Below are 21,438 nucleotides of genomic sequence, written 5' to 3'. Positions count from 1 at the left end.
TGCCCTCTCGCGGCGAAGCGAGCAACTGGGGGATAAGGCGCTACGGAGCCTGGAGGCTGACATGACCTCCCATCGGGGACAGCCCCCGGCAGCCGATGATTCTGCGCTGCCACTGCGCAGACCCGGCCGCTGGCACGGATTGTCCTTCCTGCTCGGCCTGTTCCTGCTCGCGGTGCTGCGGTTGATTGGCGCCACCTATAAGGGCCGGGGTTCCCCTCGATGGACTGCGGATACGGACTGGCCAGGATGGGTTCAGGGATTCTGGAACTCCGTGGCGCAGGTATTCAACGGCGTTGCTCAGGTGGTGACGTTCAAAGACACTGGCGCACCATTGGGCATCCGGCTTGCGTGTCTGGCTCTGCTGATTGCCTCCTTCTGGGCGCTGCGGCGGGCGCTGCTGGCCAGCAACGGCTACCAGCCGGGGCCTGTGGATGTGCAACGGCTCATCGACGCGACGCCAGAGGGGGCATCGAAGCCGCGGATTGAGGACCTGACTGCTCGGTTCCGGAAGCACTTGTCGGAGACCGACTTGTACCCACCTACAGCACTTCCTGCCGAATTGCCCGCGGAGAACTTCCTGGACCTGCTCGGAGATGTGAACCTTGAGTCTGGAAAGCTCGGGACAAGCCTGCTGAACCTGTTCAGCCGACTGCGGCCCAGAGTCGCCTACCGTGTCAGCGGCGTGTTGCAGGGAAACCCGCACGATCAGAATCGCAGCTGCGGTGTGACAGTGACCGTCACCGCATTCACCACCCGCGGCAGCCGCGCCCACACGGTGTGGGAGTCGACGTGGGAGGAGGCCGTGCACGAGGCGGGGTGTTGGGTGATGGCTACGATTCTGCCGGTTACTCGAGCGTGCAAGAGACCGCCGTGGCAAGCCTGGCAGGGACGGACTTTGCCCCCGGAGCTTTTCGCCGCCTACCAGAAAGGCAGGAAGCTAAGCAGGGAGCGAAAGTTCGATGAGGCTCTGCACCAGTTCTACAAAGCGGTTCGATGGGACCCAACGAACTTGTACCTGCGGACCCAAATAGCTGTGGTCCAGGAAAAGTTGGGGCTGTATCTCGACGCCTTGGAAACCTACCACGGAGCACTGACTCTCGGCAGGCTGAACACCGACGAGGAAGACACACGACTCTGGGTCGCCCCATGGGCACTGCGACGATTCACATACCTGTGGCATTGGCGGCAACGGCCCGGGATACTACAGGCTCGCCACAGGTACGCCGTCGTCCTCGGCACCCCGGAGAGGACTACTCGTCAGTGGTGCCATGAACCCGATGAGGAAACTCACAACCGCCGAGCGAATGTCCGCGATCAAATCCGAGAGGCACTTACGCCGATCATCGCAGAGCGGTACTGGCCGTCAGCCGTTGAGATCATTTTCGATAGTCAGCAATCCGACTATGAAAAATCCGCCAAGGAGTGGATCGCGGAACAATTGAAGGAAAAGAACGAGAAATTTGTCGGATTGATATTCCAGCTGGCCTGCCAGCAGGAAATACGACGACTTTCCCAGGACTACACCATCGCCAGCTTCTACCCCGGAATTCGAGCGGAGAAGAATATCATTACGCGATCCGCACTCCGGGTCAATCGGGATGTCTGGGCCCCGCTAAAGCTGGCAAAGTCCGTAAAGTTGGCGAGCATTTCTAGCTCTATCTCCAAATGGCGTCCACCTGGTGGATCGACATTCCTACTGCCTAAGGTAGTAGGCGCTCGCGATTGGCTCAGGGGTGGATACCACGCTTACGTGAAATGGCCAGCGAGCACGATGGAGTGGGCGCCTGCAGACCTGGAGAAACGCATAAAAAGAGCCCGGACTCCATTTATACGCGAGCGACACGAACATTGGCAAGATCATTACAACGCAGCCTGCGTGTACGCCGTCGCGATGGAAGCCCCCGATATCGACAGTGACAAACTTGCCCGCTTGGCCTACGGCGAGTTGGAGAATGCAGTGCGGGGCGCCGAGAGCGGCTCCGTTACGCTCGAGCGGTCCTGGTTGCTCAGCGAGGATCCCGACCTCACTCAACTTAGGGCGGAAGATCAGGTTCCTTACCTGGCGCGATTCGAGCGTGCGGCTTATCCACAGTCCACGCCCAATCGAAGGCGGTTCGATGATCCAAGGCCCATACATGTCGAGATGGCCATCAGCAACAGTCAGCTATTGACGCGCATCTCCGCCTTGATGGAGCTGACCTGGCATCGCCGCAATTCACTGAACCTAGTGGAGGTCCACGACGCAATTAAATGGTTTGAGGATGAAAAATGTATATGGGAGTGCATAAGGCGTGTCGCAGACGGTCAGGCTCGGAACTGGCCCGATCGGGAGAGACTGTTGCAAACGGTCCAAGCGATCGCCGACCCCTCACTGGTAGCGGAACTTCCCCCCGGAGTGCCCGAATTTAATGACATCCTGGACGACGACGAAGAATGGGGCGACGCCGGGAAAGCGAGGACACGAATTGACGGGCTGGATGCTCGCCTCACGCTGCTGGGCGGCCTACTGGCGGAGGAAAATTCTCCCACCAAATGCTGCACACATTGCCTCGACGGCGCAAAAGAGGCTGATATAGCCGGTGAAACCTGGATGCAGGAGGCGGCAGTCCGGCAGGTGTGCGCATATTATGCGGCAACCTGGCAGACACTGCGCGACGTAGTGATTCCAAGCGATATTGAGGACTCGGACACTAGCAAGGATGCTTTCGGAAAGGCATTGGACAGGCTAAGCGGTCTTCCCGCCTCTGTAACATGGCGGTGACCGGAGCTCAACGAGCAAGGCAGAGAGCGAATCCCGCACCACAGTAGGGCCGAGGCCGCGTCAGCGATCGGGGCTTGGAATCGCGCTTGCCACAGGCCACAGAGCTCAGACCAGCAAGTTCACCCCCTTTTAGCCGCACATTGCTCCGAATTGAGCACCGCCCTACCGAATTCGGCTCAGCCTCCCGGGACGACGCGCTGGGCTTCTGATCACAACCCAACTCTGTCGGGCCGCGGTCCGAAGGCGCGGCGGCACCGTGGATGGGAGATCGGCCACTCGGCCGCCTCATCGACCCTGCGCAGCGTCCGGTTCGCCTTGTCGGGATCCTGGTGACTGGTCCAGCCGCAGTCGAAGCCGTCGAAGACCTCGACGTGAGTGACGCCGGCCTCCCGGGTGCGGTTGAGCGTTCCCGCGTTGTACGCGACGGCCGACTTGGCGAGAGTCGCAGCTTCGGCCCAGGCGCGCACTGGCACACGGGCACCGTTCCGGTACACGACATGGGTCAGCTTGTACTCGGCTGCCAGCCTGTCGGCCAGGTTTTTCGCGGCATGCTTGGCGGTCATATTGCCAGCCGCGAGTAGCGGCACCTCGCGGCGCGCAGCCGCGCGGGCGGCACGGTAGAACTTGCTCGCCATGCGCTCGGCCTCCTCGGAGCGCCGCAGGAAGTCGGCGTAAGAGTCGGTGGCCAGCGAAAGCAGTGCGTCGCGGTGGAACGTCGTCCAGGTGAACTGCAAGCCCATGCTGCGGGCGGCGAATTGGGCGCCCTGCTCGTACAGGTGCGGCAGTTGGCGACGTACGAACGCCTGGGCCTCTGAGTCGACTTCGCGGCGGAACGCTTCGATCGCCCTCTTGAACTCCTCCAAAGTGATCACGGCGTGTCGGCCTCGCGGCTGCCGCTCCATCATGTCGAGCACGCGCTTCTGCTTTGCGGCGAGCCGCTGCCACGCTTCCTCGAGTACCGCCGCGACCCGAAGGGCGATCGCGTCCGCGTCGCCAGGGGTCAGCGGCGGCCAGTCGTAGGCCACCGCTACCGGCTCCGACGGGCCGGGATGATTGGGGCAGTCACCAGGTCGACCCCGGGTTCACCAGCTGCCGCATCATCCGGCGCGGGCACGTCGACGAGAGCAGCAATCTGGCGCTCCAGCCCGGCGAGGTTGTTGCTCTGGTCGATCGTGACCACTCCGTCGACCGTCATGCGCAGCGGATCGGCCAGCAGGCGGGCCCGGCGCTCGGACAGGACCTCATGGGCGACCTTGCGGGCGCTGCCGAGGCGCGCGTAGCGGGTGGCGAGGTCGGTCTGTTCGGTGTTCGGGCCGAGCTGGGCGAGCAGCCACGCGAGGACAGCGGTGTTCACGGTGTTCTCCAGCGGAGAGGGAAGACCACCGGCCCGGCGGGGGCCAGTGGTCGGGGGTCACTCGGCGGCCGGTGGCTTCCGTCGGCGCGGCCGGGCGGCCGGCGGCTCCGGCTCCGGCTCCGGCTCCGGCTCCGGCTCCGGCTCCGGCTCCGGCTCCGGCTCCGGCTCCGGGGCAGTGTCCTCGACTGTCACGATGTCCGGCTGCCCGTCGACGAGCCGGGGATCATCCAGCGTCACCGTCTCCGGATCCTCATCCCCCAGGTCCGGGTCGCCCATGGTCGGAGCATCCACCTCCCACGCGTCGGGATGAGTGATCAGTTCAGCGACCGCGTCGACCGGCTGGTCGCCTGGCTGGAGGATCACCGGCTCGTGCGTAGTCGGGTGGATGAGGTGCACCGCGGTGCGCAGTCGGCGGGCCATCACAGCACCTTCGCCACGAGGTGGGCCCGCGGGTCATGCATGACGGGCATCGCGGAAGCATTGACCTTGGTCCAGATACGGATCGGGTCAGCGTCAACGTCGCGGGTGACGACGATGCCCGGGGCTTCCTCCCGCTCGATCTCCGGGTTCTTGCCGGACGACAGGACAATCGAGTCGGCGTTCAGACCCCACTGCACGTTGGCCCACTGCTTGCGCTGCGGCGGTATGTAGATGTAGCGGTCGTCCGGAATCGGCTTGGTCCACACGCCGTCGACGCGCACCTGCCCCTTGTAGATGCGCACCGGCGGCAGCCCGTACTCAATGCGCACCGAGTTGACCTGGTCGGGGGTGAGCGAGGCGGTCGGCGTGGTGGACGGGTTCACCGACTTGTAGAAGGCAGCACGGTAGGTGCTGTTCGCGGCCCACGTGTTCACGACACGGCGGGAGGTGAGAGCGAACTCTGGACTCGGCGAGCCGATGTCCTCCAGGTACTGGAGCCACCCCAACTCGTCACGAATTGCGTCCGCCGTCGGGTCAGACCACAGCTTTGGCGCGGTCGGCATGTTCTCGGCCGGCACGCCGAAGTCGACTTCGGTGATGAAGTTGTTCTCGTTGACGGTGAGCTTGCCGTCGAGCAGAACATCGGCCGCGGCCAGTTCGATGCGACCCTTGGTCGCCTCGACGTGCCGCTCGGTGTCGTTGTAGAGGTTCTTCACCAGGCGCTCGGCGTCAGCGCCGCGCTGCATCTCGTCGAGGATGATCTCCTGCTCGCTCACAGTGAGCTTCTGCGAGATGACGGGCAGACCGCCCTTGCGCGTGGTCTCCCACACCTCTCGGGTCGCCAGCGGAGCCGAGGCGTCGTACGCCCGGAACTTCGCCGCGTTCACGTAGCGGCCGGAGTCCGTGATCTCCCACAGGGTGCTCTGAAGCTTGAGGTCGGGGAAGACGGCTCCCTCCCCCGTGGTGAGCGTCCACTCTGCCGGCGTCGGCACCGCTCGGGCGAACACCGTCAGGTCACGAGTGGTGACGTCCTTGATCAGATCCTGAAGGGACATGGTTCAGCGGCTCCTTACACGTACCGGATCTGGGCGTTGGTGGTCGTCACGTCTGCCGGATTGAATCCGCCCGGGACCTTCGCCACGCGGACGATGCCGTGCCACAGCAGCGCGGCGGGAATCTTCGTCGCAGTCGGCGCGAACAGGGTCTCGGCCATGACGAAGCCGGCGAGTACCTGGCGGCCGTCGGTCGCGGCCTTGTCGAACGGCCCGTACAGACCGCTTGCGGTGATCTTCCCGACCGGTACACCGGACTTGAACAGGCTGTATGGCTGCCGCGAGTCCGTCGACGGCGTGTAGTGAATACCGGTGGTGAACTTGGCGATGTCGAGGGTGATGGTGTCGGTGTCGTCGGTGCCGTGTCGGCCGCCGAGCCACTCGATGTTCGCCGTGACGTTGAGCTGCGTCGTGATCGGCTGAAGCATGGGAAAGCCCCTCCCAGGGACGCGATGGCGGTATCCGCGCGCTCACCAATCGGTGTCGCCGTCCACGGAGTTGGGAGGGGCGTGGTCCCCAGGTCCGGCCTTGTCCCGCCGGTGGGAGTGAAGTCTTTGGTCAGGTGGTGATGTAGCCGCGCTGCCTGGCCATGTCGAGTCCGGCAGAGCCTGGCTTCGACGGCTGGCTGCCCCGTGCGGGCGGGCCGCCGGCGGGCGAGCCTCCCGGCGCGGGCGGCGCAGTTTCCTGCGCCTGACAGAACAACTGGGGGCGGCGCTCCTTCAGCTGCTCGGCGGCCGCCGTCACTGCCCCCTCGTCAGCGTCGGGCTGGTAGGCAAGTGCTCGATCAAGGAGGACCGCAGCGTCGGCCAGGTCCTCGCCGCTCGCGCCGAGCCCGGCGAGCGCGGCGCGGCGTACGGCGGCGCGTTCTCGCGCGACGGCTTCGGCGAGACGCTGCTCTGCCTGCTGCTCCTTTGCCGCAGCGGCCTGCTCGCGGCGCTCGGCCTCGGACAGTGCAGCCTGATCCGCTTCACGCTTCGTGGTGATGAACTCCGACAGCGCCTCAGAGTTGTCGAAGCCCAGATCGCCCAGGAGCTTCTTCACGGCTGCTCGGCCGCCCTGAGTCTTCTCCCGGGCCAGCAGCCGCGTCAGGTCTCCCTGCGATACGGCACCACCGGCTGGCGGCACAGCATCGTCGCCCTGCGTGTTGGAATCGTCCTCGAGCGAGGCACCGAGAATCGGGAGAATCGGCCGACCATCGCGGCGGTACCCAACCGGCACAAGCGGAGAAGCAAGCAATCGGCGCGTCATGCGTGAACCATCCAGTGGTCTCCAGCGCCCCCGCACCGGTGATCAGTGTAGCGACCAGTCCAACCGGGCCGTTCTCTGATCGGGTTGTTTCCGTCAGCCGAGACGGATAAGGGGCCCGCTCCGCGGGCGCGGAATCACTCCGAAGATCACCCGATGTGGCAGCTCGCACTGGCTACGGGATAGACGCTGAACGCCACCAGAGCCTTCCCGAACCGGCCCTGCGCCGTCATCTATTTGAGGAGAATCTGCATCTCATCCTCAAACGATCAGTTATGGTGCGGATCATACTGAAGGGCGCGCCAACGCCGGTCGCGCCGGGGTGGGGGAGGCGGCCTTGGGTACACCTGGCACTGCACGCACCTATGTACGCCGTGCGCGCCACGACAACATCTCCCTACTGCAGGAAGTGCTCAACGCGCAAACGGATGAAGCATGGTTCGCCGCCGTCCAGCGTTGCCGCGCCGGGTTTCATCCGAGTCTCCTCGCAGAAGCGGACTACCGCGCGCGCCGCGCCCCCCTCGAAGGGGACGGGGAGCTACTGGGGCACATCGCTGTCTCCCTCTTCATGTTCACGATCGGTGAGAACCTGCGCCTACGCGACGCGCGTGGCGCGGTCGACCAACAGTTCGTCGCGTCCGCTCTCAGCACGTACACGAGCTTGATGTCCGACAGGGAGGGCGAGTCGCTCGCACTCCACGTCCGCACGGCGCGCGCCGCGCTCGGAGCGTCATTAGCTGTCCTGCCCGGCAACGAGGAGAGAGTCGACCGGCTGAGAACGGACCTCCGGGCTTCGCTCGAGACCTGCGCTGACAGGGAACACCTCCGCTCGATTATCGGCGAATCCCTGTGCAATTTATTCTTCCTGCTTTTGGACGGCCCGTCGACGCGGCTGCCCATGGTTGCCTTCACCCTCGGATCCAGAGAAAAGTGGGAGGACCTGCCCAGGCTGATGATGCCCTCATTCCACTTCGATACTCCCGAGAGCCTCGAACGTTATGTGGATGAACTGCGTGACTTCGCGGCGGAGCTGAGGGAAGGAGAACTGGGTAGCGGAGGCCAGGTGGTGGAGGACATCGCATCCGCCCTAGAGGCAGTGGACCTCGGCCTCATGCCCGCCGACTCAAGGGAGCGATGGCCAGTGGGGTCCGGGCCATGCGCGAACTGCGCCATGCTCTTCGCTTCGCGGAGTCCCTTGGTGCTCGACCAGGACAGTCCCAGCATCTCCGAGAATGGCGGAATCGTCTTCTTCAGGGACTCACTGAACCGCGCGCGGTGCCTATTCTGCAGTACGGATGCCCGCTTGGAAACTCCCGGCCTGCTCTACTGGAAGGAACGGGGAGCCATCTACTACCGCCTACCTCTGACGCCGAACTTGCGGCGGGACGAAGCCGAGGAGTTCTATCGGGAGGTTGTCACGGGTCTGCGAAAACAGTACAGGTCCCAACTCTCGAAGTCCGAGGCGGAAGAATTCGATGCCGCCATCGAAATCATCACGCACGGGTGGGGGCAGTGGGTCCATGCAGTGCACATGGGAGACGTCATCTGGGAGGACCACGTGCTGACTCTGGTGGACACGGGACCCGAATCCGGGGTCGTCGTCGACGTGACAAAGAAGTTCATGCAGGAAGTAAGCGGCCACGAGTACCTGGAATGGCGGGAAGGGGTGCGCAATCATCAGGAAATTCTTCACGGCGCGCCTGAACCGGACGGAACGAGGCCCGGCCGCCCGGACCTTCCGGGTAGGAAGTCCACCAGCAGTTTGACACAGGGGATCACGCGGCTGTTCCGCAGGAACGGAGGCAGCTAGGACGTGATGCGCAACTTGGAGAATCGAGTCCCGGAGTGAACTCGATCGTCGAATTCTTCACCGCCGAGGCTGGCGTCTTCGCGGCGGTCGTCGCCGTCATCGGCCTCCTGGGCGCGATCGTCGCTCTCCTACGGCCCTACTTCGAATCGCGGAGGAAAAGCTCGGAGGACGTCGGGCGGCTGGAGATCGCCGCACTGCACATCAGCGATCTTGCCGAGTGGAGCACCGCACGGGAGATGCGGTTCACGCTGTCCAACGCGGGCAACCGTCAGGCCATCCTCGTATCTCTGCGTCTGTGTGTGGAGTCGTCCTCGCCCAGCCGGACGATCCACCGAACAAGGACGGCCGCGCCAGTCGCGGTCTATCAGCACAGAGTTGAACTCTCCCCGGAAGGATCGAGTTTCGACATCCGGGGAAGGTCGTTTAGTGACCAAATCAAACCGCTCAACTTCGAGAAGGGAGAAACAATGGCCTTTGTGGTCAAACTGGTTTCCCCTGCATCCTACGTCTACCACATGCGCGTGGAGGCTGCGTGGTACGACGTCGGAGAGCCTCAGGCCATCCGGCAGTCGTACACGGAGTACGTCGACATCGACTTCCCCCAATCTGCGCCACGGTAGGGCTGCGACCGGGTGCTCCCGCATTAGGAGACGACAAGTCGGAGAACGTTGACGGATTCCACGTCGCGCCGGTCCATCTCGTTCCGCCCATCCGCGAGTACCCACCAGACCGCTGGCCCCTGCGGCCCTGCTGAGGTGCTGCCCTCGGTGGCTTGCAGGTGACGCCGGAGGCGGTTGATCCCGCACTCGACCGCGTGGCGCTCGCGGTAATCGACGCGTCGAAACGTGGCGGCCTGCCGCCGCGGGAGCCGAGCCCCGTCGGCTTGGCGGCGACCTCGGTCAGCCCGGCGTTGCACAAAGTGCCGATGATGGCCACTAACGAGCCCTTCGGCGAGTCAGGCGGGTTCGCAGGCGTCCGAGGTCATAAGTGACCAAAGGTCGGGCTCCCCTGTTGCTGTGTCCTTGGGTGCCGCGATCGCGGGTCGACGCTGCGGCGCCCCGGTTACGGCACCTGGCGTCGCGCTGCGCGTCGCCGTGCCCGCCAGGATGGCCGGGGCTCGGTAGCCTCGCGCACGGCCTGCCCGAACGCCTCCAGGGCAGTTTCGAGGCGGGCGGCGTTCTCGATGTCCCCAGCCGCGTTCAGCAGTTGCTCGGTAGCTGCAACGACAGCCGCGGCGCCGGACACCGCATCAGCGGAGCCGCTGCTGCGGCCACCCGGTTGAGCGGTTCACGCACGGTGACCGCGGTCTCCTTGGTGGCACGCCGTTCCCGGCTCAGGACCTCCGCTACCCGTCCGAAGCCCGCCAGGCTACTCAGCACATCCGTGCCGCCCGCCACCCGCGTCCGCGCGGCACCGCCCGCAAAGGCGAGCACGGTCAGCAGAAAGGTCCGGCCGCGCTCCGCTGCTCCTTCCCACAGAAGCCGGTTGGCGGACGCCGCCCCCTGCAGTTCCATGATGGCCACAGTCATCGCGTCTGCCTGGACCTGTAGCGCGGCGGTCTCGGCCTGGCGATCCGCGCGGTTGCGCGACCGTGTGGTCAACCAAGACGCCAAGACCGCGATGACCGCCCCGGACAGGAGCTGGGCCGCCAGCTCGATCAACTTCTCCATCCCGGCAGGCTGCCTGCTCCAGGCCCGGAGCGTCGCTCTGTTGCGCAACTAACGCACAGCGCGGACGGAGCTGTTGCCCCACTCCACCGTGTGGTCGTACCGGGCTGGGGCGCAAGTGTTGCTGCCGTCGGCTCCTGCCCTGGTGCAAGGAAACTGAATCAGGCCCTAGATGCGCTGCTCGGCTTGCCGGCGTGCGGGCCTGATGCTGGTTGTGGAGCCTCGGCGGAGCCGTCCCGGTTAGACGAATCAGCGGGGTCGTGACCGGGGTCTTCGTCGTCGGTCACGGCTCACATGGTGCACCCGATATTCCTGTTCCGGGTTAGTCGTCACCTGCGTCAGCGGGGATCAGGGGCGCTTCCGTGGAGTTCGGGATCTGCATCAGGGAGTCCCAGGTAAGCACGGACGGCAGCGTTGTCGCCGGTGGCGTCGGCGAGGCGGGTAGCGGCTTCGAAGGCCCTCGCCTCGATGAGATGAATCTCTTTCAGCGCGTCTTCGATTGGGTATCCGGCGTCCTGGAGCATCCGTACGCCGGTCTCCATCGACATGACTCCGGCGGACACAGCCTTGACCACCTCGTCGAGGACAGCAGCCCGGTCAGTGGGTGTGTGCGGTCCCCAAACCAGTCGGGCAGGCAGCGACTCGCCTGCGGGCCACCCTTCGGCCTGCCCTGCCTGATGAAGGCGCTGCACCATGCGCAGCAGGACCGCGTACTTGTGGTCGCGGGCCAGCCTCATGGAGGCGACGAGGGTGTCGAGGGGGCCCAGTGCAAGGTCGAGGGCGTAGCCGGAGGGCAGGGCGGTGGGGTCGAGAGTGCCGAGGCCGGCAGCAGTGATGCGACTGTTGGCTGCGAGGCGGTCGAGTAGGTGGTCGATGCGGGAGCGGAGTTCGGCGAGCTGGGCGGAGGTGTCGAGGACATCCATGCGACCGCCGTCGTTGAGCTGCCACACGGTTCCGGCCTTCACCTTCACCGGGAGGGGCTGGCCGGTGGTCCGGTCGATGGGCAGGCGTGCCCCGGCGAGGCCGACGATCGGTGAGCCGGTTGTGGCGCTGGCTGCGGAAGAGTCGGTGTCGGTGGCGGACAACTCGTCGAGAGCTTGGAGGACAGCAGCGAGAGTGGGTTTGCCCCAGTGGTCGCCGCTGTGCGGGATGTTGTTGGTGATGTGGATCAGCGGGATGAAGTCCACTCGCAGGTCGAGCCTGTCCAGGACCTCGCCATCCGAGCGGGTGCGGAACGTCGCCTTGTGCAGCGGCAGGTCGTACAGGAGGTCGGAGTGCTTTAGGTCGTCCAGTTCCCATTCGGCATCGGTGAGGTAGCAGGTGTACGCCGACGGCCTGCCTGCCGACCACGGGTAGGTGCGGGTGATCACGCCGCTGTCGGCGTGCAGTGAGTCACCGCGGGTGAGCACGGCGGTTCCGCCCTCGACACGGATCGCCTCCCGGATTGGCCTGCCATCCTTCGTTGTGCCACCCCGCGTCGCCGGGCCGATCGGCGCCAACTCGTACGTGATCCGCCGCAGCCGGGCCTTGGTTCCGCGCCGCTCGTCCTCGGGGATCTCCCAGGCCAAATGCACCCGGGGCGGGAACTCGGCGCTGTCCTGCTCGCTGTCGTCTGGCCACTCCGCGAAGTACAGTCCCGGATCCCAAGTGCGCAGAAGCACACGGCCCTTGGCAGGCTCCCACGCCAGGGTGTAGACGGAGTCGCCGAGAAGGATGGCGGTACGCTCGGCCTGCTGGAGGCGCAGCGGCAGCAGTTCCTTCTCCGCCCATGCCCGCAGCCGCTCCTGTACGGCAGCCGCCATGGTCTGGTCCGGCGTGGGCTCGCCGTCAGCGTGTTCCGCGCCCGGCACAGTGATGGTCTGTTCCGCGCCGAGCAGATAGCCAAGCGCGGTGTCGACGAGCTTGCTGGCATCGCCAAGCTCTCGCCGCTCCTCGCCGGCCACGTCGTCACCGGTGATCGCCGCGACCTGACCAGCCTGGTTAGAGTCGTAGGCGGCCAGCAGCCGGTACGCGGAGAGCCTTCGCAGGTCCTCGTCTGGAACCCACGACGAGGTCAGCTCGGACCAGGCGTTGCGTCCCGGCCGACGCGGGTCCGCCAGGACCGGCTTGTAGTCCAGCCAGCTCCAGGCGTCCGTGATCAGTTGACGCAGGCCCACCATGCCCTCCAGGCAGTCGGCCCCGCGCCGCATGATCAGGTTACGGCGTCAGCGATTCGCCCCGCGCATAGTCATAGTTGCTCAAGCATCCCCACAGGTTCGGGAAGCTCGACGGCTGCAGCCGCGCGGGAAGATCCCCGCGCGTCCGGGGAGCAGTGGCCCGCTCCTGGCGCCGCTGACGCCAGTCCGGGACCATCCCCGCGGGTGCGGGGAGCAGAGGGCGCCGTCGATGTACACGGCCCATGCGCTGGGACCATCCCCGCGGGTACGGGGAGCAGTCGGAGAACTGCAGCCGCACCTCGTAGGTGCCGGGACCATCCCTGCGGGTGCGGGGAGCAGCACGCCGTGTGGCTCGCCTGCCAGGCCGGCCTGGGACCATCCCCGCGGGTGCGGGGAGCAGAGGTCGAGGTCGTCGAGTCCGTCCTCGCGCTCGGGACCATCCCTGCGGGTGCGGGGAGCAGGCCGCCGAAGCCGTTGATGATGCTTTGGGCGTGGGACCATCCCCGCGGGTGCGGGGAGCAGCACCACACCAACGTCACGAACTCCGCCCGCTGGGGACCATCCCCGCGGGTGCGGGGAGCAGACGGACATGCCGGCCTCGGGCAGCGGGTGCCGGGGACCATCCCCGCGGGTGCGGGGAGCAGTGAAAGTCGTCGTACCGCAATTCCGGGTTGACGGGACCATCCCCGCGGGTGCGGGGAGCAGCGCCCGACGCGTCCTTGGACGACATCCGCACGGGGACCATCCCCGCGGGTGCGGGGAGCAGGCCGGGACCTCGCCGACCATCCGCACGTGCCGGGGACCATCCCCGCGGGTGCGGGGAGCAGGTGATGCCGTGCTGAGCCCGACCCGTGTCGAAGGGACCATCCCCGCGGGTGCGGGGAGCAGTCCCCCGTGATCTCGCTCAGGGGCAACTCGTCGGGACCATCCCCGCGGGTGCGGGGAGCAGACATACGCCAACATGACCCAGCGGAACCTGCAGGGACCATCCCCGCGGGTGCGGGGAGCAGTATCTGACGCTCACTCGAACGGGTTAATTCCCGGGACCATCCCCGCGGGTGCGGGGAGCAGCCCGCGCCCGGCTCCTCGGAGTCGGGCGCGGCGGGACCATCCCCGCGGGTGCGGGGAGCAGGGTGTCTCGCCGGCCAACCGGCGCAGTCGCTCGGGACCATCCCCGCGGGTGCGGGGAGCAGTTGCCGCGCCTCTTGCGCGGCTGGGGACGGCCGGGACCATCCCCGCGGGTGCGGGGAGCAGACCGCCGGCCAGTCCGTGGCGCTGCTGGCCCAGGGACCATCCCCGCGGGTGCGGGGAGCAGGCGCAGGCGGCCGGCGACGTGGCGACCGTACGGGGACCATCCCCGCGGGTGCGGGGAGCAGTTCGCCGCGGGTACGGCGCGGTACGTCTTGCCGGGACCATCCCCGCGGGTGCGGGGAGCAGCGGACCGGGATTGCCTGGTTCGGGTCGTAATCGGGACCATCCCCGCGGGTGCGGGGAGCAGACCCGGCGCACGGCATTGATCTTGGCCCGGTAGGGACCATCCCCGCGGGTGCGGGGAGCAGAAACTGCCGGAGTACTACCAGCCGTTGGTAACGGGACCATCCCCGCGGGTGCGGGGAGCAGCGCGCACCTCCGGCGCGGACGATGAGGCCCGGGGGACCATCCCCGCGGGTGCGGGGAGCAGCGCGCACCTCCGGCGCGGACGATGAGGCCCGGGGGACCATCCCCGCGGGTGCGGGGAGCAGGCATCCGGGTTGCGGCGCATGACCTGCCGGATGGGACCATCCCCGCGGGTGCGGGGAGCAGTTCCCCTGCTTGTACTTCGGGTTCTTCCAGAAGGGACCATCCCCGCGGGTGCGGGGAGCAGCTTGAGCCACGCTTCGAGGTTCCGCTGACGCTGGGACCATCCCCGCGGGTGCGGGGAGCAGCTCGAAACCGCGCTCGTGACCGGCCTGCTCGTGGGACCATCCCCGCGGGTGCGGGGAGCAGACCGCGACCCCGACGCACGTCATCAAGGCAAAGGGACCATCCCCGCGGGTGCGGGGAGCAGCCTGGGAGCTGGTCGCTGTACTTCTGGCCGTTGGGACCATCCCCGCGGGTGCGGGGAGCAGGTCGACGTCGACCGGGCCCTTGATGTCCCCGAGGGACCATCCCCGCGGGTGCGGGGAGCAGTCAGGAAGCCGCTCCGTCTTGTAGCCGAGACTGGGACCATCCCCGCGGGTGCGGGGAGCAGCTTGGATGTCCGCGGCCTCGGCCTGGCGGGGGGGACCATCCCCGCGGGTGCGGGGAGCAGAAGGGGGCCTGCGCGACGACAGTGTCGTCGCTGGGACCATCCCCGCGGGTGCGGGGAGCAGAGGGGGATCACAGCATCCCCGCCCCGTGGTCAGGGACCATCCCCGCGGGTGCGGGGAGCAGAGGTGGTGCAGCGCCGTCGCCCGGTCCTGGATGGGACCATCCCCGCGGGTGCGGGGAGCAGCTTGTGGCGATCCCCGGGAACTATCTCAGCGAGGGACCATCCCCGCGGGTGCGGGGAGCAGCTTGTGGCGATCCCCGGGAACTATCTCAGCGAGGGACCATCCCCGCGGGTGCGGGGAGCAGTCGGCGACGGCCAGGTCGCGGCCGATGTTCTGGGGACCATCCCCGCGGGTGCGGGGAGCAGTCGATCAGCCGGCGCCCCGAGGCGCGCTTCTTGGGACCATCCCCGCGGGTGCGGGGAGCAGCGAGTTGCCTGAGCAGGAAGGCGCGTCGGGATGGGACCATCCCCGCGGGTGCGGGGAGCAGTTGCCGCCGCGCTTGCTGGGTACGCCGGCCGTGGGACCATCCCCGCGGGTGCGGGGAGCAGCGCTTGTGGACCCGGGGCGCGGTGCCACGAGGGGGACCATCCCCGCGGGTGCGGGGAGCAGGGCTCGCCGTCATTCGGGCAGGCCGTCGGGGGGGACCATCCCCGCGGGTGCGGGGAGCAGGCCTTGTCGACACCTTGGATGGTCAAGTCGTTGGGACCATCCCCGCGGGTGCGGGGAGCAGATAACGAATGACTATGCCGGTGTGATTGGCCCCGGGACCATCCCCGCGGGTGCGGGGAGCAGGATCTCCTCCGCTTTCGCCTTGGCGGCGGTCTGGGACCATCCCCGCGGGTGCGGGGAGCAGAGGCACCCTTCCCGCGCCGACCAACCTCCGCAGGGACCATCCCCGCGGGTGCGGGGAGCAGCAGTCCATCGGCTTATCGTTGAAGACGACCCGGGGACCATCCCCGCGGGTGCGGGGAGCAGGCACTCAGCCCCTGACGCCGTACGAGTTCCAGGGGACCATCCCCGCGGGTGCGGGGAGCAGAGGCCCTCGTTCTTCAGCAGCCGGTAGGCCCTGGGACCATCCCCGCGGGTGCGGGGAGCAGTCGCCGTCCTCGGCCTTGTCACCCGCGGACAGGGGACCATCCCCGCGGGTGCGGGGAGCAGTCCCGGCCACCCAGCCCCGCACGTGGTCGTTCGGGACCATCCCCGCGGGTGCGGGGAGCAGGTCTGCCTCCTTGGGTCGTTCAGCTTCCCACTGGGACCATCCCCGCGGGTGCGGGGAGCAGGGAGACGCAGTGGCTCGCACCCGGCGGCGTCAGGGACCATCCCCGCGGGTGCGGGGAGCAGATTGCGGTGGCCATGGCAGAGTGCGGCGGCCAGGGACCATCCCCGCGGGTGCGGGGAGCAGACCGGCCGTGGCGAAGCGACCAAGGCCGAAGTGGGACCATCCCCGCGGGTGCGGGGAGCAGCTGCAGGAGCTGCTCACCGAGATGGAGCGACGGGGGACCATCCCCGCGGGTGCGGGGAGCAGCAGCTGCGATGATCTTCGATCTCGGGTGGGCAGGGACCATCCCCGCGGGTGCGGGGAGCAGTCCGAACTCCGCCCCGGCAAGGTCGTCGTCGCGGGACCATCCCCGCGGGTGCGGGGAGCAGCACCCGAGGCGCTTGCCGAGGAAGCGCGGGGCGGGACCATCCCCGCGGGTGCGGGGAGCAGCACCCGAGGCGCTTGCCGAGGAAGCGCGGGGCGGGACCATCCCCGCGGGTGCGGGGAGCAGCTCCACGACACCGCGCTCTACCACTCCGTCCTGGGACCATCCCCGCGGGTGCGGGGAGCAGGCGCCCCCGAGCCCGAGTCCCGCCCATGCCCAGGGACCATCCCCGCGGGTGCGGGGAGCAGGGCGGACGGCGGGCCAGACTGCGCCCTCACCAGGACCATCCCCGCGGGTGCGGGGAGCAGGAGGACGCCGGCACCTGCCGACTGACGGTGGAGTGGACCATCCCCGCGGGTGCGGGGAGCAGGCCACCGTGTCGACGTAGCCCTTGGAGGCCGCGGGACCATCCCCGCGGGTGCGGGGAGCAGTGCACACGGATACCTGCTCATGGCCGACCGCTGGGACCATCCCCGCGGGTGCGGGGAGCAGACCGAGATGGCCGACGCCGACCGTGAGCTGACGGGACCATCCCCGCGGGTGCGGGGAGCAGCAGCTCGGTTCGATCATTCTGCCGATGCTCGGGGGACCATCCCCGCGGGTGCGGGGAGCAGGAGTGCCTGCCCGGGATGTGGCGGCGCGTGCAGGGACCATCCCCGCGGGTGCGGGGAGCAGCCGGTTGAGGAGCTTGGCGTTGTCGGCCCGCAGGGACCATCCCCGCGGGTGCGGGGAGCAGTTGATCTTCCGGATCGTCCCTGCGGTGGCGTCGGGACCATCCCCGCGGGTGCGGGGAGCAGCTGGCCCTGCAGGGCGCCGAGCCGGTTGCCGAGGGACCATCCCCGCGGGTGCGGGGAGCAGTTGATCGGCCGCGTCCAGATCGGCACCAGCCCGGGACCATCCCCGCGGGTGCGGGGAGCAGACTGCGTGACCTGCGTCTTTAGCGTGGGTGCACACCGTTCTGGAGCACTTTCATCGATTCAGACAAGTCGCGCAAAAATGACTAAGAGGTCATTCAGCTTCTTCCGAAGCGTCGTCGCTTGGCAGCCTTGCTCCAGCCCGGTTTCGGATCGGTAGTCGTCGGTACCGGGTTGGCGTTCGGGCGGCGGATCAGGGTCAGGCCCTCGTGGTCGACTGGATGCCAGCCGTGGTCGTGGGTCCGGAAGGTGAAGCCTTGCTCGTTGTTGGTCGTGTGGGCGAGCAGGGCGCGGCCTTGGTCTGCGTACTGCTGCACTTCCTCCCAGAGGGCGTCGCGGATCCTAGCTGAGGGGTTGCCGATGAACACTCCTGCGGAGATCTCCAGGAGCCAGCGGGTGAGGAAACCTCGTAGTCCCGCAGGACAGTTGGTGAGGACGATCACGGTCACCAGGCCATCACCTCGTCCTCGTGGCCGCTGTCTCCGTAGTTGTGTCCGGCGGCGACCTCGATGCCGCCGTCGCTCTGGAGCGTGACAACGTCCTGGTCACTGGGCCCCGTGCTGTTCTTGGCCTCCGGCAGCAGGAGACGCTTGATGTCGTCGACGCAGCGGTCCAGCAGGGACAACTCGTTGATCCGGTCACGCAACGCGCGGCGGGTGCGCGGAGCGACGTCCTCCGGGTCTTCCGCCGCGATGTCGAAGGCCAGGGGAATGCCGAGTTCGGTCTTGTAAAGGTCGGCGATGTCCAGGACGAAGGACAGCTCATGGCCGGAATGCACAAAGCCCAGCGCGGGACTGCACCCCAAGGATGCGACGACCGCGTGGGCGATGCCGTACATGCACTGGGCGGCCGCGGTGACTGCCTGGTTGATCGGGTCGCTGCTGGCAAAGTCGCCCGGGGCGTATTTACGGCCGCGCCACGGAATTCCGGTGCGCGTGGCCTGCGCCTTGTAGCAGTCCTTGACTCGTCGGCCTTCGCGGCCGAGCAACTCGTGGCGGGTGAGCCCGGCAGGGTCCTCGTCGGGGAAGCGCAGCCGGTACATGGCGCGGGCGACGGCGAGGCGGTTGCGGACGTTGGCCCACTTAAGGGCCTGTGCCTCCGCGAGCGCCGACGAGCGGGTCAGAGCGCGGCCGCCGGCGTAGTAGCGCACACCCTGTTCCCCCACCCACGCGACGGCCGCGCCGGTCTCCCCCAGGACGCTCATCGCCTGGTGGGTGATGCGGGTGCCTGGGCCGAGAAGGAGCGTTCCGATGGTCGCCGACGGTATGTGGGTGGTGCCTTCGGCATCCTCGGCGGTAATGGCGTTTGCATCCCGGTGGACCGTGCATCGCTCGAGATAGATGAAGGACAGCCGTTCGCTGGTGCGCGTGAGGTTGCGCGGCGTGAGGGCTGCGCGCCGCGAGACCGTCGTCACCTGCTCACCCGCCACCGGGCAAGGAGGCCAGCGTCATCAGCCCGCAGCCGTACGCCTTGGCCTTGCCAAGTCCTTGGGTGAGCGTGCGCCGTAGTGCGTCAGGGTCGCTGACCTCGAGGCGGCCGTCGAAGGTGACGGTGACCAGGCTGACGGGGCGACGCCTTGAGAGGTTCTGGCCGCGAGACTTGTCGAAGGACAGGTCCCGCCTGTCGCGGACACTCAACTCGTACCGGTCGCCATGGTGTTCCTGCTGCCTGTGCGTCGTTCCGCCGGGCAGGAGCCGCTTGCTGTCGGGCTTTTCGAGGATGCGGAAGCCTCCGCGTTCCTGGCGATCAAGGAGCCAGGCCATCTGGTGAATGGGGGTGAGGTGAGCGGTGCGCTTTCGCGGTTCGTCGTCCTTGCGCCTGATGTGGTGGACGGGGTTGGCCGTCAGCCTGAACGCCCACGTGTCGCCTACGGCGAGGTGGTCCAGGAGAGGGGTGTAGGGCTTGCTCTGCCATCCGGGGGTGTCCGGATCGGTGGCCGCAGCGGGCCAGCCGGCCTGCTCGACGAGGTGGGTCAGGTCGGGCTGGGTGGGGCTGACGATGTACAGCATCACCTCGGCGCGTGTGTTGTGGTCGAGGCGCCACAGCACGCGGGGCCCGTCAGGGGCTGAGGAGTCGCTGGGCAGGAGTGAAGGGAACGATGACATGACGGCCGCGTGCAGGGCCTGAGGTGAGGAGAGTAGTCGGCGGGCCCCGGGGCGCGCTGTGTTCACTCGGAAGCGGGTCAGGAACATCGGGCGCTCTCTTCCTCCAGAGCATCGAACGGATCGTGCCGAGGCGCCGACCGGGTGGGCACGGCGGCCGGGTTGGGGACTTCCACGGTGTCGCCGATGATGCTGCGCAGGGCGTGGCGGCGGTGGTCCGCGGCGAAGCTGAGGGGCTGGTCGCGCAGGACGTCGGCGTGATCCTCGTGCTCGTCGGCCTCGCGCAGGACGGCCAGCGACACGGTGGCGTCGCGGCGGCGCTGCCTTCGGTACCAGGGCGCCGCCTGCCAGGGCTCGTCCTGCAGAACCTGACGAAGTGGGGTGGTGCCGTCGTGGAGACCGAGTTCGATGGGCAGGGCCGGCGGGCAGGAACGGCGGCCTAGGTAGGGCGCGTACACGGGTGCGCGAAGGGCGGCATGGAGTTCGGTGAGGAGTGCCCGGTCGCCCTCGAGTGCGGCAACGAAGACGGCGTCGGCGAGGTAGAAGCGTTCGGAGAGCGGCATGGACTTGCCGGTGACCGGGTGGTGTGCGGTCTGGAAGTCCCGTACGCGGCTGCCGGGCTGGTCGATGCGGACTCCGTACCGCAGGGCGCCGAGGCGGGCCAGTTCGGTGTCGTCGCCGCGTTCGATGCCGGCTGCTGCGGCGAGCATGCCGATGACACCGCTCTTGGTCGGTGCGGACTCGGTGGTGCGTCGGGTGAAACGGGCGGAGGCCCCCCAGGACTGAAGGGGGCCTGCGAGCCTGAGGGTGAGCACGCTCATGCGGGCTTCTCCAGGCGCTCGGCGACGGCCTGGCCGACCGAGGTCACGAGCTCGGTCAGGTTCGCCGACTCGGTTCCGAGGCCTGCGAGCTTCTGGGTGTTCGGGCCGACGCGCAGGAGCCAGGTGCGGGTCGTTTCCTCGTCCCCGTAGGCCCGCTCGATGTCCGGGATGTATTCCGCCAGGCGTGCGGACGCCTCGCGCACGTGGCCGCCGCTGTGCTCGCTGCGGACCGGTTCTTCGAAGGCGGCGACGAAGCTGACAGGCCGCGTGGTGCGGAGCTTGACGATGACGGCGTCGGGGAGGGTGTGGTGGCCGAACGTGTTGATCTTCCCGGTCGGCAGGGAGGCCACGAAGCCATGGACGAACGCTTCGACGGCGCGGCGCACGGGGTCGGTGAGGGGCTCGTCCTCCCGCAGTCCCTGGCCGAGGTTGTTGGCCAGCTGGTGGACGCCGAGCGCGGCGTAGCGGTAGAGGGTTGCGGAGTTGAAGTCGACGGTGCCGATCATTCCGGCGCCCGGCTCCGCGTCGGTGTTGTGGTCGTCGACGGCTGTGTAGTAGTCGGATTCGTTCTCGACGCGGTGGACGCTGATGGCGTGGGCGACCTGGACGGCGGCGTCGACGTTGATGTCGGCGGAGTCCGCCACCATCCGGCCGAACAGCGCGATGTCGACGGAGTGCCGGGTGTCCGCGATCTCCTTGGCGCGCGCCTTGTTGTCCTTGTCCTTCAGGTAGGCCTTGATGTCGGAGGCGCCGTCGACGGCGAGGCGCGCGAGACCGTCGAGCTGGCGGGCGCTGAGGAACATCAGGTACTTGGACTGCGGCGCCGGTTCGTCGTCGGCGTCCTTCGCCGCGGACGCCTTGCGCTTGGGGACCTCGATCTTGGAGCCGGTGGCCGTCTCGATCACCTCGGCGGCCAGACGCAGAGCGTCGGCCTCGGCAAGTGAGGAATCAAGGTCGGTGATCCGTGCGGCGAGGACCTCGGCGACCTTCTTGGTCCGTACGCCCAGCTCGCTCGGGTCCAGCAAGTTCTCGTCGCCGAAGTACTCCCGGGTGGCCCGCTTCCATGCCTGGCTGGAGACGCGGGCGCGCGGTACGCCTCCGTATACGGCCGTCTTCGGGGCTCCGGTGTCGTCGCGGTTGAGGTTGCTGGGCGGGACGGTCTGCAGAGCGTGTACGTCGAGGAAGATGCGGTTCACAAGGCG

The 21,438-nt window shown here is 67.7% G+C and carries 16 protein-coding genes and 1 CRISPR repeat array; of the genes, 3 read left to right on the top strand and 13 right to left on the bottom strand.

Going from position 1 to position 21,438, the window contains the following annotated elements; translation table 11 throughout:
- Positions 1-61: 61 nt before the first annotated feature.
- On the top strand, positions 62-2,761 hold the full coding sequence (locus tag OHS70_RS34035) for a hypothetical protein (RefSeq protein WP_328403945.1): 2,700 nt from the start codon (positions 62-64) through the stop codon (positions 2,759-2,761).
- Positions 2,762-2,970: 209 nt separating this feature from the next.
- On the opposite strand, the gene OHS70_RS34030 is transcribed toward OHS70_RS34035, so the two are convergent.
- From OHS70_RS34030 to OHS70_RS34005, 6 genes are all read right to left on the bottom strand, one after another.
- The gene (locus tag OHS70_RS34030) at positions 2,971-3,786 is read right to left on the bottom strand and encodes a hypothetical protein (RefSeq protein WP_328403943.1); all 816 of its coding nucleotides are present in this window, start codon (positions 3,784-3,786) and stop codon (positions 2,971-2,973) included.
- Between the two features lie 2 nt (positions 3,787-3,788).
- Positions 3,789-4,115 carry a hypothetical protein gene (locus OHS70_RS34025; RefSeq protein WP_328403941.1) on the bottom strand — a complete coding sequence of 109 codons (327 nt, stop codon included), beginning with the start codon at positions 4,113-4,115 and terminating at the stop codon, positions 3,789-3,791.
- Between the two features lie 57 nt (positions 4,116-4,172).
- Positions 4,173-4,535: a hypothetical protein gene (locus tag OHS70_RS34020; RefSeq protein ID WP_328403939.1), complete on the bottom strand. Its 363-nt coding sequence runs from the start codon at positions 4,533-4,535 to the stop codon at positions 4,173-4,175.
- Positions 4,535-5,590, bottom strand: a complete 1,056-nt coding sequence (locus OHS70_RS34015) for a major capsid protein (RefSeq protein WP_328403937.1) — start codon at positions 5,588-5,590, stop codon at positions 4,535-4,537. Before OHS70_RS34015 ends, OHS70_RS34020 begins: the two co-directional genes overlap by 1 nt.
- A 14-nt stretch (positions 5,591-5,604) precedes the next feature.
- On the bottom strand, positions 5,605-6,015 hold the full coding sequence (locus OHS70_RS34010; RefSeq protein WP_328403935.1) for a head decoration protein: 411 nt from the start codon (positions 6,013-6,015) through the stop codon (positions 5,605-5,607).
- Between the two features lie 130 nt (positions 6,016-6,145).
- The gene (locus OHS70_RS34005; protein WP_328403933.1) at positions 6,146-6,835 is read right to left on the bottom strand and encodes a hypothetical protein; all 690 of its coding nucleotides are present in this window, start codon (positions 6,833-6,835) and stop codon (positions 6,146-6,148) included.
- A 406-nt stretch (positions 6,836-7,241) separates the two neighbouring features.
- Here OHS70_RS34005 and OHS70_RS34000 point away from each other — a divergent pair, with 406 nt between their 5' ends.
- Both OHS70_RS34000 and OHS70_RS33995 read left to right on the top strand, forming a co-directional pair.
- A complete protein-coding gene (locus OHS70_RS34000; RefSeq protein WP_328403931.1) occupies positions 7,242-8,642 on the top strand; it encodes a hypothetical protein in 1,401 nt (466 codons plus the stop codon).
- A gap of 35 nt (positions 8,643-8,677) precedes the next feature.
- On the top strand, positions 8,678-9,262 hold the full coding sequence (locus OHS70_RS33995) for a hypothetical protein (protein ID WP_328403929.1): 585 nt from the start codon (positions 8,678-8,680) through the stop codon (positions 9,260-9,262).
- 579 nt (positions 9,263-9,841) lie between these two features.
- Here the strand turns inward: OHS70_RS33995 and OHS70_RS33990 are convergent.
- The 7 genes from OHS70_RS33990 to cas7e form a co-directional block, all read right to left on the bottom strand.
- Entirely contained in the window at positions 9,842-10,312 is a 471-nt protein-coding gene (locus OHS70_RS33990; RefSeq protein WP_328403927.1) for a hypothetical protein, read from the bottom strand.
- Between the two features lie 335 nt (positions 10,313-10,647).
- Positions 10,648-12,498 carry a hypothetical protein gene (locus tag OHS70_RS33985; RefSeq protein WP_328403925.1) on the bottom strand — a complete coding sequence of 617 codons (1,851 nt, stop codon included), beginning with the start codon at positions 12,496-12,498 and terminating at the stop codon, positions 10,648-10,650.
- Positions 12,499-12,592: 94 nt separating this feature from the next.
- Positions 12,593-17,318: direct repeats of the CRISPR family, unit length 29 nt; unit sequence GGGACCATCCCCGCGGGTGCGGGGAGCAG.
- Positions 17,319-17,411: 93 nt separating this feature from the next.
- Positions 17,412-17,762: a type I-E CRISPR-associated endoribonuclease Cas2e gene (cas2e, locus tag OHS70_RS33980; protein WP_328403923.1), complete on the bottom strand. Its 351-nt coding sequence runs from the start codon at positions 17,760-17,762 to the stop codon at positions 17,412-17,414.
- Positions 17,759-18,727: a type I-E CRISPR-associated endonuclease Cas1e gene (gene cas1e, locus OHS70_RS33975; RefSeq protein WP_328406108.1), complete on the bottom strand. Its 969-nt coding sequence runs from the start codon at positions 18,725-18,727 to the stop codon at positions 17,759-17,761. The genes cas2e and cas1e overlap by 4 nt, the downstream gene beginning before the upstream one ends.
- Positions 18,728-18,731: 4 nt before the next feature.
- Positions 18,732-19,505, bottom strand: coding sequence for a type I-E CRISPR-associated protein Cas6/Cse3/CasE (gene cas6e, locus OHS70_RS33970; RefSeq protein WP_328403921.1), 774 nt, complete (start codon positions 19,503-19,505; stop codon positions 18,732-18,734).
- Complete coding sequence (gene cas5e, locus OHS70_RS33965) at positions 19,496-20,236, bottom strand: type I-E CRISPR-associated protein Cas5/CasD (RefSeq protein ID WP_328403919.1); 741 nt, start codon at positions 20,234-20,236, stop codon at positions 19,496-19,498. The genes cas6e and cas5e overlap by 10 nt, the downstream gene beginning before the upstream one ends.
- Positions 20,233-21,432 (bottom strand): type I-E CRISPR-associated protein Cas7/Cse4/CasC, encoded by a 1,200-nt coding sequence (gene cas7e / locus OHS70_RS33960; protein ID WP_328403917.1) that lies wholly within the window; start codon positions 21,430-21,432, stop codon positions 20,233-20,235. The genes cas5e and cas7e overlap by 4 nt, the downstream gene beginning before the upstream one ends.
- Positions 21,433-21,438 lie beyond the last annotated feature (6 nt).

Source organism: Streptomyces sp. NBC_00390, assembly GCF_036057275.1.
GTDB lineage: Bacteria > Actinomycetota > Actinomycetes > Streptomycetales > Streptomycetaceae > Streptomyces.
The sequence above is the reverse complement of the archived record's forward strand: the minus strand, read 5'-3'. Positions and strand labels throughout refer to the sequence as shown.